Below are 16540 nucleotides of genomic sequence, written 5' to 3'. Positions count from 1 at the left end.
AGATTGCTCATATAAACTAAAGCATTTAACAACTTTTATGATAAGATACTTTAATTATAGCGTTTGGAAAAACGAGATTCGTTATGCTTCGCTTAAAAGAAATCTGATTTGAAAGTATTTTTCACAAATATAATAAATATCAATTTAATATTTATGATTAGTAGCTAGATAACAGAACAATATCTTTTATTCGTAACTATTAAGCCTTGTTTTTCTTAATGTGAGGACATTTAGAATTACTAAACAAAACATTAACCAAGCTGTACCTGCTAAATAGCCAGCTAATATGTCTGATGGATAATGAACACCTAAATAAATTCTACTAATTCCAATTGCAAAAATCATTACCACGCAAAATAATACTATCATCACTTTTTGCCATAGCTTCTTTAATAAGATTAAGCATAAGTAACTTATAAATCCATAAAATACTATTGCACTCATGGCATGGCCACTAGGGAAACTATAAAAATTAGCATATACAATGCGATTAATAAGTGGTCTTGGCCTGCTAATCACATTTTTTAAGAACACATTTAATCCTGATGCTAAAACTAAAACCAAAGTAATTTCTAAAGAAACCCTCCAGTTTTTTTTGAAATAAAAGAATAATCCTAATATAATACAGAGTATAAGATATCCAAATAAATCACCTACAAAGGTGATATATTTCATAATGATATTTAAATGAGCAGATCGATAAAATATGATATGATTGGTAATAAAATCATCAATACTTACCATTTCATTGTCACTCATTTTATCGGTTAAAAAAATGAATGCAACTGAAAACAAGAACATCAGTATTACAAAAATAATAATCGAATTTATTTTTGAATTGATTCCTTTATCATCAACATTATTTATGTAATAATCTTTGATATGTTTTGGTAAGAATTTTATGAAGATTTTTCTCATCGTTTTATTAACGCAAAGAATAAAAAAAAGATTTTTGCCCCTACCCTTTTAAACCGTCAATTTTTTCGAAATTAACATGAAGTTCTCTTTCTAAATCCGATATCTTACTCAATTCTGAAGGTGCAACAAAAGCTATAGAATATCCTTTTTTGCCTGCCCTTGCGGTTCTCCCGCTTCTATGGGTATAATACTCCATTTGATCTGGTAATTGATAATGCAATACATAAGATAAACTATCCACATCAATTCCTCTTGCAGAAATATCAGTTGCAATTAAGATTTGCAGCCTGTTACTTTTAAATAAACGCATCACTTTTTCTCTGTCCCTTTGCCCTAAATCACCATGAATGGCTTTTGCTGAGATATTTTTTGCAATTAACTGTTTTTCTAAAGTTTGAGCTGATGCTTTTGTTCTGCAAAAGATAATTCCTCTTTCATTTTCTTTCAGTTTTAAAAACTGACTTAAAACGTTTACTTTATCTTTTATATCCGAGATTAAGTATTGATGGGTGATTGATTGATTGATAATATCCTTTTTCTCCACCTCAATTCTAAAGGCATTAGCTGCCATAAATTCATCAATAATCTCTTTTAAACTATCAGGAATTGTTGCAGAAAAAAGCCAGGTATTTGCCTTTTTATTGGTGTAACCTAATATTTTGTCAATATCAGGCTTAAAGCCCATACTTAACATCTCATCTGCTTCGTCTAAAACAACTGTACCAACTTTTTCAAGATTAATGATATTTCGCTCTAAAAGGTCAATTAATCTGCCCGGTGTAGAAACTACGATATGAGTAGGCCTCTTTAATCTTCCTATTTGTATGTCTATTCTTTCTCCACCATAAACTGCCTCGGTAAAAATCTTAAAATCGGCATATTTAGTAAACTTAAATAGTTGTTTAGCAATCTGTTGAGCCAATTCTCTGGTGGGGCAAATAACCAAGGCTTGTATTTGCTTTAACTCTGGATTAACACGGTGTAATAATGGCAAACCGTAAGACGCAGTTTTACCTGTCCCAGTTTGCGCCTGACCAATAAAATCTGTTCCTTCTTTAATTAAAAATGGGATTGCTTTTTTTTGTATTTCTGTAGGTGTAACGATATTGTTTTCTGTTAATGCGGGTATAAACTGCTCAGAAACGCCTAGTTCTTGGAAAGTATTCAATTTTTTAATTTATTAATGTTAATAAAAAAGAGTGGTTTATATTCAATTTGATGCTTATAATAATAATCATCTCCATCTATTTTGAATGATCATCATTAAAAACCAATTATTAATTAGGGCGTTATAACACGCTTTCCGCTAAATCTTTTTTTCTGAAAATAAAAAAAAGGATACCGCTTCAATCGTTAACGCAAATAAAAAAATAACTAAACCACAATTAATTTATAAAGGTAAGGTTTTAATGAAAACAAATTTCTAAACTTTACTTTTGCGTATATAAAAATGATAAAGCAATTTAAAGATTTTAAAGATTTCCTTTATACACAATACTTCTCTGATGGCGTAAAAGTGACTATTGGGGTTTTATTACCTTCTTTAATATTTTTTCAGATTGGTTTATTAGAAATTGGGATTACCATTTCTTTAGGCGCTTTATGTGTGAGTATTGCAGATAGTCCGGGACCGTGGATACACCGGAAAAATGGAATGCTATATACCATTTTGTTTATTTCTTTAACCTCTTTCATTACAGCTTTAATAAATACCAATGTTTACCTTTTATCCATAGAAATATTTTCTTTCTGTTTCATTTTCGCCATGTTTAATGTTTATGGAGAAAGAGCCGCGGCAGTTGGTACTGCAGCTTTATTAGTTATGGTTTTAAATATAAACCCCAATAAAACAACCTTAAAACTATTTGAACATTCCCTTTACATCATTTTTGGAGGCGGTTGGTATTTTTTATTAAGCAATGCTTTTTCTCAGATCAGACCTTATCGTTATGCACAACAAACTTTAGGTGAGTGCATTAGTGCAATTGCAGATTACCTAAAAATGAGGGCTAGGTTTTATACCGAAGAGATTTCAGTAGAAGATAATTTTAAAGATTTAGTTGATCAACAGATTAAGGTGAACCATCAATTAGATGTTGTTAGGGAAGCACTTTTTAAAACTCGTAAATTATTAAACGACTCTACCAATGCAGGAAGGTTGATGGTGAAAATTTTTGTTGATATGGTAGATTTATTTGAGCAGACCATGGCTACAAATAATGATTATAACACGATTAGGAGAAAATACGAAGAAAAGGATATTTTAATTCATTTTAATGAGTTAATACTTAAGCTTGCTACTGAGGTAAATTATGTTGGTTTTTGTTTAATTTATCAGGAAAAACCAATTAATAAGCAAATGACCATTAATGATTTAGATATTTTAAAATCTAAGATTGATTTATTAGAAAAATCTGGGGAAAATGTATTAATCCTTAAAAAGATATTAATCAATCTTCGTAATATTTATAACAGGACATTAGCTATTCAAAATTACTTTGGAAAACAAACTCAAGAGCTCAAAACAAACTCAAGTCCGGATGAGTTATCTCGCTTTGTAAACCATCAAAGTTTTGATTGGAAGCTGTTTAAAAACAATTTAAACCTTAATTCTTCTGCATTTAGATTTGCCCTAAGATTAGCGGTAGTTTGTATTTTAGGATTTATCATCGGTAAATTATTTGCCTTTGGGGATCATAGTAATTGGATTATTTTAACCATCCTGGTAATCTTAAAACCTGGTTTTAGCAACACTAAAAAAAGAAATTTTGAAAGGGTGATAGGAACTATAATTGGTGGAATTTTAGGGGCAATAATTTTAACATTTGTTGATAGTCAAACCTTAAAATTCGTTATTTTATTAGTAGCAATGTTAATAACCTATAGTTTTATCAGGGTAAAATATATTGTGAGCGTAATTGCAATGACTCCTTTTATTCTGATATTATTCAGTTTTATAAATGCTACAAATAATACCACAGTTTTAGTAAGCGAAAGGATCATTGATACTTTGCTAGGTTCTTTATTAGCAATTGTATTTAGCTATTTCTTTTTACCGGGATGGGAATCTTTACAGTTTAAATCTTATTTAGGCAAAATCTTAAAAGCAAACCTAAATTATTTTGAACATATCATTTTAAGACAATCTTTAATGCCTGCAACAGAAACTGATTATAAGTTGGCAAGGAAAGATGTTTATGTAAATACTGCAAACTTAGCAGCGGCTTTTCAAAGAATGATTAAAGAGCCAAAAAGCAGGCAAAATCATGTTAACGAAATCCACAAGTTTGTTGTTTTGAATCATATTCTTTCTTCTTATTTGGCAAATTTATCTGCTATGTTTTTAGAAAATGAGCCAAAAATAAATAACGATCAATTAAAGTTGATAAGAAAGACTCGATTTTATTTAGAAGAAGCAATTGAAAAAGTAGATGATAAAATGAGTGGCACTACAAAAAACAAATTGCACATTCATTTATCAGAAAATAAGACTGATGAAGAATTGACAGAACAGCTGATGTCTATCAATAAGCTTTCCGCTGATTTAAATAAAATCAGCGAAAAGCTTTAAATATTAAACCTTCTTAGGAGGCAAAGCAAAAGCAACCGCTTCATGTTCAAAATGACCTTTGTGAGAACCATCACAAAAAGGTTTATTAGCAGATAAGCCACATCTACAGATGGAAACTATTTCTCTGCCCTGTAGGTTATAAACGTTTCCGTCTTTATCTACTATTTCAAAATCACCATCAACTTTTAGCGATCCATTATTATTTACAGTAAGTTTTGTTTTAGACATATTATTTTTATTAAGCTCAAAAATAGGTTTTATAAAGCAAAAAAATAGCGTTCCATTAATTTGGAACGCTATTTAGAATGTTTAAAATTTAAATCTAATGTTTATTTACAATCTATTAATGCTAAATTAATCCCTTTATAAACTACCTCAAACTCAGTTCTTCTATTCATTTGTTGTTGTGACTCAGAACAATCAACTCCATCGGTACAACCATTAACTAACCTACTTTTTCCATAGTATTCTACACTAATTCTATCAGCAGATATCCCTTTTTTAACCAAATATGCTTTAGCAGATTCTCCTCTATTAAATGATAAAATTCTATTGTATTCTTCAGACGCCCTGCTATCGCAATGACTTCTTGTTACTATTTTAATATCCGGATATTTAGTCATTAAGCTCACTACTTTACTTAAGTTATCAACCGCATCTGCTCTGATGTAAAATTTGTCTAAATCATAATAGATGTTTTCTAAAGCAAAAACCTTCTTTAAAGAATCACAATGATCAATAATTACCTTTTGAGGATCATTAGCACCAATTAGCTTTAAAGGAACGTAAATTATGGTGTCTTTTGTAATGCCATCTGTACCAACATATCTTCTTTCTGGCAAAAAGTCTTTTAGCGCTCCTCTTAATTCGTAACCTAAATCTTTAGCAAGTGGCTTTTCAAATTCGCCGTTTTCATTTAAAGGCAAAGTTTCTTCATTATCCCCATTTCTTAAAGTTACAGTAGCTAATTTTAGAGGTAATCCTGTAGTTGCATCTGTTACTCTACCTTTTAAGATAATCCCAAATTCTTTTTTTACAAATGAGTAAATATTATCATCACCCACTCTGTTAGAGCTCATATAACCCGTTAGTTTACCGGTTTTTGCTACTCCAAAATCATCATAAGAAGAATTAAAAGGAGCACCTAAATTTTTCGGTAATCCCACTGGTTGTAAATCTTTTAATGTTACAGAGAAAACATCCAATCCACCTAAACCAGCTAAACCATTAGATGAGAAATAAAGCACATTCTCATCATCAATAAAAGGAAATTCTTCATCCCCCTCTGTATTTATCTTCCTTCCTAAATTAACAGGGCGGCTCCATTGTCCTTTTTCATCTAATCGTACAGAATAATATAAATCTATACCACCAGAACCTCCAGGCATATCAGACGCAAAAATCAGTAATTTGCCATCTTTTGTAACAGTTGGGTGTCCAACAGAATACTGATCACTATTATAAGGAAAAGGAACAATTTCAGAAAGATTTTCACCTTTTGCAGTGAACATCTTTAACTTAACCTTACCATCTTTACTTGTTCCTTTACTTCCTTTAAAATAATTATTTCTAGTAAAAATAATCCCTTCCGGCACTACTGCAGATGAACCCTCATGAAATTTTGTATTTATTCTATCCGTTAAAGGCGGAATTTCTTCACCTGTATTATTAGCTGTAACAGAAGTATAAACGTTTCTATCATAAACCCCAATAATTTTTGTATCATTTGATGTTGGCGCAGTGTTATCATCATTAAAAGCACCATTTTTCATGCTTGAGTTAATTGTACTGTCACCAGAGTTAACAGCAGATTCTTGTATGCTATTTCTATCTTTAAGGTTATATAAATCAGAAAATGGAGTATTGTTCCATGCAAACACATATTTAACTGGTTTGCTGTAATACCTGTTACTTGTAAAAACCAAACCATCTTTATAAAGCATTGGGCTATATTCTGATGCAGAAGTGTTAAAATTTAGATAATTAACAGTCCAACTAGATTCTTTTCCCATAGCATTTAAATCTGCTTTAGAAAAAGAGGCAGCCCTCCTATCGCTTGGCACCATGGTCAGATACTTTCTGTACCAGAGTTCTGATTTTTCATATTCTTTGTCATTAGCCAAAGCTTCGGCATATCTTAAAACCCATTCGGCTTTTAAATTGCTTTTTCTACTTAAGTTTTCATACCATTTTAGTGCTTCTGGATATTGCTTAGTTAAACGATAACTATTTGCAAGCATTTCTACCGCTTTTGTATTAGAACTATCTTTAGAAACAATTGGAAGAAGTTCCATAATAGCTTGTTTGTATTTTAAACTATTATAGGAATGAGTTGCGGCCACCATTTTTGCTTCTTTAGACTGAGACATCGCAAATTGTCCAACTAAAAGAAACAGAATAAAAAAACCTGATCTTATATATAATTTTTTCATTTTTCTGAATTAAAAAAATCTTGGTGAAATAAATTTATCTTTCTCAAAACCAAATTCGTAGCGCAACATAATCTCGTGGCTACCACTATTAAAGCTCTGTAATTTAGTAATGCTGTGATCATAAGAATATCCTATTCTTATTTGTGGGGAAGCCTGTATTTCTAACAATCCAGAAACATCTGCATTTGTACGGTACGAGCCTCCTATTCCTATAACATCCTTAATCCAAAAAGTCGCGTTTAAATCTCCTTCAATTGGCGCACCTTTAACTTGTTTTACCAAAACTGATGGTTTCAATTTTAAATCATCAGATAAAGAAGCTACAAAACCTGCTGTTAAAAAAAGGTGTATTTCTTGCTTAGAAAGATTGGTACTTGACTGGCTACCAAATTTTGTAGGTAATAATTCTGGAGCAGATAAGCCCACATAAAAATTATCAGAATTATAATAAATTCCTGTACCAATATTAAAGTTGGTTCTACTTACAAATTCTTGGAATGCAGGATCTATAGAAGTACCAGACTGATCTAATTTAACTTGTGTATAATCTGCTCTTCTATGGTTACCACTTCCTTGTATTCCAAATGATAAAGTTCCCACTTCCATTCTAATCCTGTAAGCAGATGATACTACAAAACCAGTTGTGTTTGTAATACCCAGTCTATCATTAAAAATTTGCAGTCCCAAACCAATTCTTTTATCATTAATTGGGGCATCTATTGAAAATGTACTTGTTTTTGGAGCACCATCATAACCTGTCCATTGATTACGGTACAAAGCCGTTGCCGAAATTACATTTCTGCTACCAGCGTAGGCTGGATTTATGGCCAAAGTATTGAACATATACTGAGTGTACATGGCATCTTGTTGAGCCTTAGTTTCTTTTGTAAGAGCTAACAGCATCAAAAAAGAAATGCTTGTATATATTATTTTTTTCATGACTATTATCTGTTTAAAGTTAGGTATCCGTTGTACTTTTTACCGTTGTAGATTACTATGTAATAGTAGGTGCCAACTGGTAAATCCTGACCAATCAATAAACCTTTATTTGCGGTTCCGTTCCAAGTATTTAAATAATTAGGAGATTTATAAACAATATTTCCCCATCTGTTATAAACTTCAAAATCAACAGGGGTTAAACCCGAGTTAGGTATTACAAAATTATCATTGGTACCATCGCCATTAGGGGAAAAACCACCAGGAATAAAAATCCGATCCACTATAAATATCACTGGTGTTGGTACAGCTGGAGTTACATCATTTGGAGTTGTTGGGTCTGGAGAAACACCATCCGTAGACTGATCGGAGGTTTTTGTTCCATCTGTTACAGAAGTTCCTTCAGTTATCGCTGTATTATTAAAGTTAAAATTACTTCCTAAAACGGTAATGTTAACCACTAATTCTATTTGTGCTGTTGCATTGCCAGGTAGTAGATTATTAGCATTCAACATTTCAGTTAGTGATGTGCCATTAAATGCAGGATTGGTACTTAAAGCTGTAACACCCGTTGATGTTAAACTTATTACCCTGATTGTAGTGCCAGGAAATGATGCCGCTAAATCATCTTTCAAGGAAAGATCTTTTAAATCAACATTACTATAATTTTTAATGTTGAATTGAAATTTAACATTAAATGATCCATCTGGTTGTTCGACTATATCAATTAATGACTTAGCCAAACCAATTTTTGGAGGTGTTGGTACAATAATATTTACAGTTGCAGGGTTAGACTCTGCACCTCTATTATCCTTAACAGTATAGGTAAAACTATCCGGACCCGAGTAACCTGGATTTGGAGTGTAAGTAACCACGCCAGTTACTGGGTTTACTGTAACTGTGCCATTGGTTGGCTGAGTTTTAATTACAACTGTTGTTAAATTAATTGTTGCATTTCCATCTCTATCTGTATCGTTATTAATTACATTAATTGGAATTGGAGTATTAACCACTCCTGTAGCAACATCATTAACCGCAACTGGTATTGCATTGATGATGATTTGCACATCATCTGTAACAGGGCATTGTCCTAGTGCTGTTAAAGTATATGTAAAAATATAAGTTCCATTAATACCAGTGATATTAGTTGATGGTGTATTTGGAGAGCTAATAATTGTACCTGCAGGTCCCGAAGTTTGAACCCATCTACCTGAAGAATTTGCAGGTGCGTTCCCAGTAATTGTTACTGTACCCGTTGCAGTACTAATATTAATTAACTGATCTGGACCAGCATTGGCCTGAATTATTGTAACGGGTTCTGCTATGATAATATTTGCAGGTGCCGATTTATAACCAAAATTATCTGATATTGCATATCTCGCGTTAACAGGGCCTGTAACAGTATTATTTAGAGGAGTAAAAGTTATAGTTCCATTTGTATTTGCAGTAAAAGTTCCTTTACCAACAACTAGAAAACTCTTTTGATCACCCGCAATTGAAGGGTCTAAATCAATAGATGTTAAATCTATACTACCACCAGCGTTAGTAGAAGCATCATTTGCTACCACATTTATGATGGTCGTTTTACTAGTACATTCTGTAATGATATCATCTAAAGCTGTAGGGCTTGTAAAAGGAGGTTCAAAAACATTAATCCTCAAATTTCTGATTTCATGAAAATTGGTTAAATCTCCTGTAGAAGAAGAAATACCATATCTTACTAAAGCTGGAGCTAAATCTGGATAATAATACTTATCAATTACTGTGGTTGTTTTTGTGGGTGTTCCACCTACTTTAATTCTTACGGAAACATTGTATCCACCACTTGGGTTAGGCTCTAAATCTACAAAAGCTCTTCTATATCCTAATTGAGTACTATCTGGAGAACGCATTGTAGCTGCACCATCATCAACTAAATCTACACCTTTACTACTTGCAGTTACAGAAGTTAGATATCTATAATTATTTGGCACTTCAGCAGCCCCATCTCCTTTACCTCTTATTACGACAGATTTTGAAGAAATACCATAAAAACCAGGACCAACTATACCTCCTTGACGTCCTTCTCTTGGATTAGGAAAATTTCCAAATTCATCTAAAGCAACGCCTATATAACCTTTACTAACACCAGGAGAAGTTGGATTAGTTAAATTAAATTGTGCGTAACCTAAAGAACCACCGAAACCACCAATATTAAAGGGGTTGGCTGTAGCATCAAACAGGAAAAAACAAATTCCATCTGCACCACTACCACCATAGGTGAAATATTCAAAAGAAATACTTAAACCTTGATTAGTAGTAAAGTTATCGGTTCCATATATATATCCCTTTTGATTCACAAGACCGTTTGTAAGTCTTAAATACCCATTTCCAGGAGCATCTATTCCAGATGCGGCAGTTAAAACAGCAGTTGGTGCACCTCCAAATTGGATATTGCTTGCTGTTGTCTCCTTAAAACTTTGAAAATATGGTAATTGTGCTTTAGTTAAAAAACTTATAAACACAAATACCATAGTCATAATCAGACTTGGTAAAGATTTAATTTTCATATTGAGCGTTATTTAGTTTGTACAATTTTTAAATTGCAAAGTCCTATGTCCAAATATCAATCCATTAAGATAGTTTTAATAGCGTATGATATTATAATAGTCATAGACGTTATTGAGAGCAATATTTTTTAAATTCAAAACAAAATTAATGATATCTCAATAATAATTAATCAAGAATAAACTTCCACAACTAGGAATTAAATTCCCCGATTTTTTAGGGATTCTTTTTAAAATTCCCCAATTAAAAAAAGCTGATTTTTAAATAAATAAGGCTTCATTAGTATGTACGCCCATAACATCTTTGTTTTATAAAAATGTTTAGAAGTTGGCATTATATTGTCTAAAGAGAGCATGGAGATTTGAGGAATTTTTACTTCAAATCACAAGAACTTAAACTTTTTTTATGAATAGCTCTTTCAGAAGAATTTATTGTTTAATGCTAATTGTGTCTTTATCTGTTTTTACTAAGAAAGTAGAAGCTCAACAAAGTATGATTCAGGATGTAAATTATTTGTATCTAGAAAAATTGCTTGCAACAGCAAGAGAAAACTATCCTGCTGTTAAACAATATCAAATACAAAAGGACATTGATAAATTGAACATTAACGGACAAAGGTTGAATTGGTTTTCCCCTTTAAATGCTTTCTATTTATCAAATCCCAACACTGTATTTAATTCTAACAATTCTCCATTTGTTACAGGACTTCAATTTGGAGTTAATATAAACGTAGCCGATATTTTGCAAAAACCTAACAAGATAAAAATTGCAAAAGAAAATTTGTTATTAACTGAAGCTAATGAAAGCCAATATGCACAAACATTAGAGGTTGAGGTTAAGAAAAGATATTATACATATATACAACAACTGAATACTGTAAAACTTTTTTCTAAAAGTGTACAGGATGCAGAAGGACTTTTAAACGATTTAAGAGTTAGATACCAAAGAGGCGAAGTAGAATTTAGAGTTTATAGCGAAGCTCTTGTAAACTTTAGTAGTATTAGCAAGCAAAAATTAGAAGCTGAGGCTACTTACCTTACCGCAAAAGCAACAATAGAAGAATTGACCATAACCAAATTAGAAGACATAAAATAATGGAAGAATTAAAGAAATTTTATAAACTACTTTATAAATACAGGTTCGTAATAGTCTCAGTGCCTATTATCACCATTATTATTGCATTTTTCTTGGTAAGAAACCTGGAAGATCAATATGTGGCAGAAGGGCAAATTGCAACTGGTATTGTGGATGAAACACAGGTTTTATCAAATACTGCGGATAAGCAGGAAAGTAGTGTAATCAGAGAATTCTCTAACTTAATTGAGATTATGAAGTTGCAGAAAATTGTTAATATGGTTTCTTACCAATTAATGATTCATGATCTTACTTCTGAAAAACCTTTTAGAGAATGGAGCAGTAAGATTAAAGACTTATCTGAGGTGGAAAGAAGAAAACTTTTAAATAATTATAAAAGGAAATTTTCTAACAGAGAAACCATTAACAGGTTTGACACTGAGGACAAAGAACTTTATGAGATGTTAGAATCTATGGATTATACATCAGAAAGCATCTTAAATAATTTAACTGCAGATAGATTAGAAACTAGTGATTTCATCTCGGTAAGATATACATCTGAAAGCCCAGAATTATCAGCATTTGTAGTTAATAAAGAATGTACTGAGTTTGTAATCTATTACACTTCTATTTTAAAGGAAAATCAAAATAAAGCGGTTAGATTTTTATCAGAGAAAGCAAAAGTTAAAAGTGACACTCTTAATAAAAATGTGCAAGCTTTAAAGGAATACAAAATCAAGAACAGGATCATCAACTTGCAAGAACAATCGAGGAAGATGTATGAACTTTCTGCAGAATATGAAAGACGTAAGCAAGAAGCTGAAAAAGATATTGTTTCTTTAAAAGGTACCATATCAAACATCGATAAAAACTTTGATCCAAATCAAAGAAGATATTTTGAAGCTTCGTTAACCAAAATAAATCAGGCTTTGGTTCAGACTAAAAAAGAGCTTGCACTTGTTACTGAAAAATATGTTCAAAGTGGGTTTGAGGAAACTTATAAATCATCTATAGATTCTTTAATGGATGTAATGAACAAACAGATACTTACCGCTTCTGATAAGTATATTGATAATCCATTAAACCAAAAAAGAGATCTAATAGTTAAAAAATTAGGACTACAGGTAGATTATGATATCGCAAGATACAGCTTAAATTTATTAAAGCGTGAATTAGCAGATATGAATAACCGATTTGATAAATTGGTACCTCATGAAGCTGTAATTCAATCTTTAGAACGTAAAATTGATATTGCTAGTAGTGAATATTTAGATATTCTAGACAAATATAATGATGCCAGTTTAGATGCTAGTTTAACATCAAGGTTAAGACAGGTTCAAGTGGCCAACCCTGGTGTAGAGCTTCCTTCTAAAAAGATGCTTTTAATTATCTTAAGTGGTATCATCAGTTTTGTATTTTGTTTATTGGTTTTCTTTATCATTTTCTATTTTGATAATAAGATTGGTACGCCAAGAGAACTTGCACAGGTTACAGAAATTCCAGTATTAGGAAAAATTAACCGTGTTAATTCTGCAAGTTTAGCGCTTAAGGAAATTTGGAGTAATTTACATTCTAACCCAGAAATGCAGGAGCTTAAAAAACAATTGAGATCTGCAAGGTATGAGATTAGTAGAGAGTTAACGCCAATGTCAGCTCAAACCAAAGGTCAGGTTTTAAACATCACTAGTATGAATAATAGTGAAGGTAAAACTCTTTTAGTGGCTTGTATTGCTTATTCTTATGTAGTAATTAGTAAAAAAGTATTATTAATTGATGGTAATTTTGATCATCCAAGTATTACAGAAAATTCTAACTCTAAATTTTTTATTGAAGACTTTCTTAAAACAGGAAATTTGGGCTCTGCAGAATTTAGTGCAGGTATAATGGTAATGGGAAATAAAGGTGAGGACAAATCTTTATTCGAGATTGCTGATGAAGAGACTGTAAACAGACGTTTTGATCAGTTAAGATCAGAGTTTGATGTGATATTAATTGAAACTCCATCTTTAGAAACTTTAAGTAAAGCTAAAGAATGGAACTCCATTTCTGATAAAGTAATGGGTGTTTTTGAAGCAAACCAAAGTTTAACAACTGGTAAAAAGCAACATATCAATTACCTTAAAGGATTAAACGGACAGTTTATTGGATGGGTAATTAATAAAGTATCGGCAGAAACTAAGATTAAGAATGAAAGTAATTTTAATGCTAACTTTATAGAATAAATGATAAAAGAAGCAATAGAGATCAGTTGGTTGGTTTTACAAATCCTTATCGGATTCCACCTATTTTTCCCTATTGCTTTATTTGTTTTTAGTAAGTTTCAAAAGCGTTCTTTGTATATTGATAAAGAAAAAAAAGAGTTTGATTTTGCGGTTATCATTACTGCTTACCAGCAAACTTTTCAACTTAAAAGTGTTGTAGATTCCATTCTAAATCAAAGCAATCAAAACTTTATTGTTTATTTAATTGCGGATGATTGTGACATAACGTCTTTGATTTTTGAGGATGAAAGGATTAAGGTTTTAAAACCAGTTCAAATTATTGCCAGCAATACGGGCTCTCATGAATATGCAACCCAACATTTTATTCGCAAACATGATATCATAACGATAATTGATAGTGATAATATAGTTGACAAACATTACCTCGAAGAGTTAAATAAAACTTTTGCAGCTGGTTTTAAAGCAGTACAAGGAATAAGGGAAGCTAAAAATTTGGACACCACTTATGCTTGTTTAGATGCAGCCAGGGATATTTACTACCATTATTATGATGGAGAGTTATTATTTAAAAGTGGCTCATCAGCAACATTAGCAGGATCAGGAATGGCTTTTAAGGCTAATCTTTATCAAGATTTTTTAAAAAACAATAAAGTAAGCGGTGCAGGTTTTGATAAAGTTTTACAAAACTGGATGGTAAAACAAAATATTAGAATAGCATTTAATACCAAAGCAATAGTTTATGATCAAAAAACATCCAACAAAGATCAATTGGTAAAACAAAGATCACGATGGATAAATACCTGGTTTAAATATTTTAGCTATGGATTTGGATTAATAAACAGGGGAATTTCAACACCATCGCTAAACCAATTTATTTTTGGTTTTGTTTTAATAAGACCTCCCCTATTTGTGTTTTTGCTACTATCTGTTTTTGCAATGTTTATCAATATAATTTTAGGATTAAATTATATGATTTGGCTTTTAGGATTTGTGCTTTTTATAGCCAGTTTTTTATTGGCTTTATCAAAAAGTAAAGCTGATAAAAGAATTTATAATGCTTTAATAGGAATACCAAAATTTATGTTTTACCAGGTTTTGTCGTTGACAAAAATAAGATCAGCAAACAAAATATCGGTAGCAACTAAGCATCAAGAAATTATAGATTAATTACATTTAAAATGAGAATAGATCCAACAGGTACGGTTAAAGAAAGAAATGAAGCTAACTTAATTCGTTTTAAAAGAACGTTAGCTATCATTATTTGTGCTGTTCTCGTATATTTTTTCGCTTTTAAAATCGTGTTCTTTTAATGGAAAATTTAGAAATTCAATCAGAAAGTTACGATAAATCAAAATTGCCAATAGCATTGATCATCATGATTTTGCTATCAATAATTAGTGCTTTTGTTTTCACAAATTATGGCTTTAAATATGGATTGTTACCCCTTCTTTTTTCTTTTGCTATCGTATTTATTTATATAGTAATTAAAGAGCCCAAATTTGCTGTACTAGCCTTAATGTTTGGTTCATATTTCATCATCTTTTTAATTACATTAGTTACCACAACATTTCCTTTAGGAACATTGATGGATGGTATGTTGGTGGTTTTAATCTTTGCGTTTTTTATCAAGCAAAAATACAATCGTAACTATTGGATATTTAAAAATCCTATTTCGTATGTTCTAATAATTTGGATTGGGTATAATTTATTGCAAGTTTTTAATCCTGTAGCAGCATCAAAATTAGCATGGCTTTACACCATTAGAAGTGTTGCATTGGTTATGCTTTCCTATTACATCTTCACCTACTACATTAATAATGTGAAGTTTTTGAGAACCATTTTAATTTTTTGGCTGTCGTTATCCGTATTTGCAGCTTTGTGGGCTATTAAACAGGAGTATTTCGGATTTTTTGCTTTTGAGCAAAAGAATCAATATGATCAATTATACATCAACTTAAACTTTATTGATGGACGTTGGAGAAAGAACGCCATATTTTCTGATCCTGTAGCATTTTCTTACAATATGGCTGCGGCTGCGTTATTATGTATTGGATTATTAACAGGACCTTTTAAAACTAAATGGAAAGTAGCTTTGGGTGCAATGGCTATTCTCTTTTTAACCGTGATGACCTATTCTGGTACCAGATCGGCATATATTTTAGTACCAGCTGCATTTTTAATGTTAGTAGTCTTAAAATTGAACAGATATTTAATTACGGCAACCATTCCTTTAACCATCGTTTTTTTAATATTAATTAACGCTCCAACATCTAATTCAACACTAGCTCGTTTTCAAACTGCTTTTAGGCCAAATCAAGATGCTTCTTATAATGTGCGTAAATTAAATCAAAAAAAGGTGCAGCCTTTTATACAAACTCATCCATTTGGTGGTGGTTTAGGCGGTTCTGGTATTTGGGGAGCTCGATTTGCACCAAATTCTTTTTTAGCGCAATTTCCCCCTGATAGTGGTTATGTACGTGTTGCAATGGAATTAGGATGGGTTGGCTTATTATTGATATGTAGTATCATGTTTACTAGTCTTTATGTTGGGATTAAAAACTTTTTCACCATAAGAGATCCAGAATTAAAGGCAATTTGTTTATCAATGATATTGATAGTTTTCGCCTTTTCACTGGCCAATTATCCTCAGGAATCCATAGTTCAGTATCCATTGAGTATTTATTTTTATTTAGTGTTGGCAATCATCACCTTAACTAAAATATTTGATGATAGAAAACAAGAAGCTTCACCAACTATCGTGAAAGAAGAAAAGAAAAAAATAATAGATTACAGGGTGGTTTAAACATTGTTTTTATTATTGATTTCTAATTGTTTATTTT

Annotated in this window: 11 protein-coding genes; 5 read left to right on the top strand and 6 right to left on the bottom strand. The window is 31.4% G+C overall.

Annotated features, from left to right (window positions below):
• Nucleotides 1-186: 186 nt before the first annotated feature.
• Together A5893_RS15470 and A5893_RS15465 are read right to left on the bottom strand one after the other, a co-directional pair.
• Nucleotides 187-918, bottom strand: a complete 732-nt coding sequence (locus A5893_RS15470) for a phosphatase PAP2 family protein (protein ID WP_068823499.1) — start codon at nucleotides 916-918, stop codon at nucleotides 187-189.
• Nucleotides 919-958: 40 nt separating this feature from the next.
• Entirely contained in the window at nucleotides 959-2086 is a 1128-nt protein-coding gene (locus tag A5893_RS15465) for a DEAD/DEAH box helicase (RefSeq protein ID WP_068823498.1), read from the bottom strand.
• A 282-nt stretch (nucleotides 2087-2368) separates the two neighbouring features.
• Between A5893_RS15465 and A5893_RS15460 the strand changes: the two genes are divergently transcribed.
• On the top strand, nucleotides 2369-4489 hold the full coding sequence (locus tag A5893_RS15460) for an FUSC family protein (RefSeq protein WP_068823497.1): 2121 nt from the start codon (nucleotides 2369-2371) through the stop codon (nucleotides 4487-4489).
• A gap of 3 nt (nucleotides 4490-4492) precedes the next feature.
• Here the strand turns inward: A5893_RS15460 and A5893_RS15455 are convergent, their stop codons facing one another.
• From A5893_RS15455 to A5893_RS15440, 4 genes are all read right to left on the bottom strand, one after another.
• Complete coding sequence (locus tag A5893_RS15455) at nucleotides 4493-4717, bottom strand: CDGSH iron-sulfur domain-containing protein (RefSeq protein ID WP_068823496.1); 225 nt, start codon at nucleotides 4715-4717, stop codon at nucleotides 4493-4495.
• 101 nt (nucleotides 4718-4818) lie between these two features.
• Nucleotides 4819-6921 carry an OmpA family protein gene (locus A5893_RS15450; protein WP_068823495.1) on the bottom strand — a complete coding sequence of 701 codons (2103 nt, stop codon included), beginning with the start codon at nucleotides 6919-6921 and terminating at the stop codon, nucleotides 4819-4821.
• Nucleotides 6922-6930: 9 nt separating this feature from the next.
• Nucleotides 6931-7860, bottom strand: coding sequence for a PorP/SprF family type IX secretion system membrane protein (locus A5893_RS15445; RefSeq protein WP_068823494.1), 930 nt, complete (start codon nucleotides 7858-7860; stop codon nucleotides 6931-6933).
• A 5-nt stretch (nucleotides 7861-7865) separates the two neighbouring features.
• On the bottom strand, nucleotides 7866-10406 hold the full coding sequence (locus A5893_RS15440; protein ID WP_068823493.1) for an Ig-like domain-containing protein: 2541 nt from the start codon (nucleotides 10404-10406) through the stop codon (nucleotides 7866-7868).
• Between the two features lie 403 nt (nucleotides 10407-10809).
• On the opposite strand from A5893_RS15440, the gene A5893_RS15435 reads away from it, so the two are divergent.
• From A5893_RS15435 to A5893_RS15420, 4 genes are all read left to right on the top strand, one after another.
• Nucleotides 10810-11499 (top strand): TolC family protein, encoded by a 690-nt coding sequence (locus A5893_RS15435; RefSeq protein ID WP_068823492.1) that lies wholly within the window; start codon nucleotides 10810-10812, stop codon nucleotides 11497-11499.
• Nucleotides 11499-13700 carry an exopolysaccharide transport family protein gene (locus A5893_RS15430; RefSeq protein WP_068823491.1) on the top strand — a complete coding sequence of 734 codons (2202 nt, stop codon included), beginning with the start codon at nucleotides 11499-11501 and terminating at the stop codon, nucleotides 13698-13700. Before A5893_RS15435 ends, A5893_RS15430 begins: the two co-directional genes overlap by 1 nt.
• A complete protein-coding gene (locus A5893_RS15425) occupies nucleotides 13701-14867 on the top strand; it encodes a glycosyltransferase (RefSeq protein ID WP_068823490.1) in 1167 nt (388 codons plus the stop codon).
• 142 nt (nucleotides 14868-15009) lie between these two features.
• Nucleotides 15010-16503, top strand: coding sequence for an O-antigen ligase family protein (locus A5893_RS15420; protein ID WP_068823489.1), 1494 nt, complete (start codon nucleotides 15010-15012; stop codon nucleotides 16501-16503).
• Nucleotides 16504-16540 lie beyond the last annotated feature (37 nt).

The sequence above is a fragment of the Pedobacter psychrophilus genome, from assembly GCF_001652725.1.
GTDB lineage: Bacteria > Bacteroidota > Bacteroidia > Sphingobacteriales > Sphingobacteriaceae > Pseudopedobacter > Pseudopedobacter psychrophilus.
Note: the sequence above shows the minus strand (reverse complement) of the source record. Positions and strands in the feature narration are given on the sequence as shown.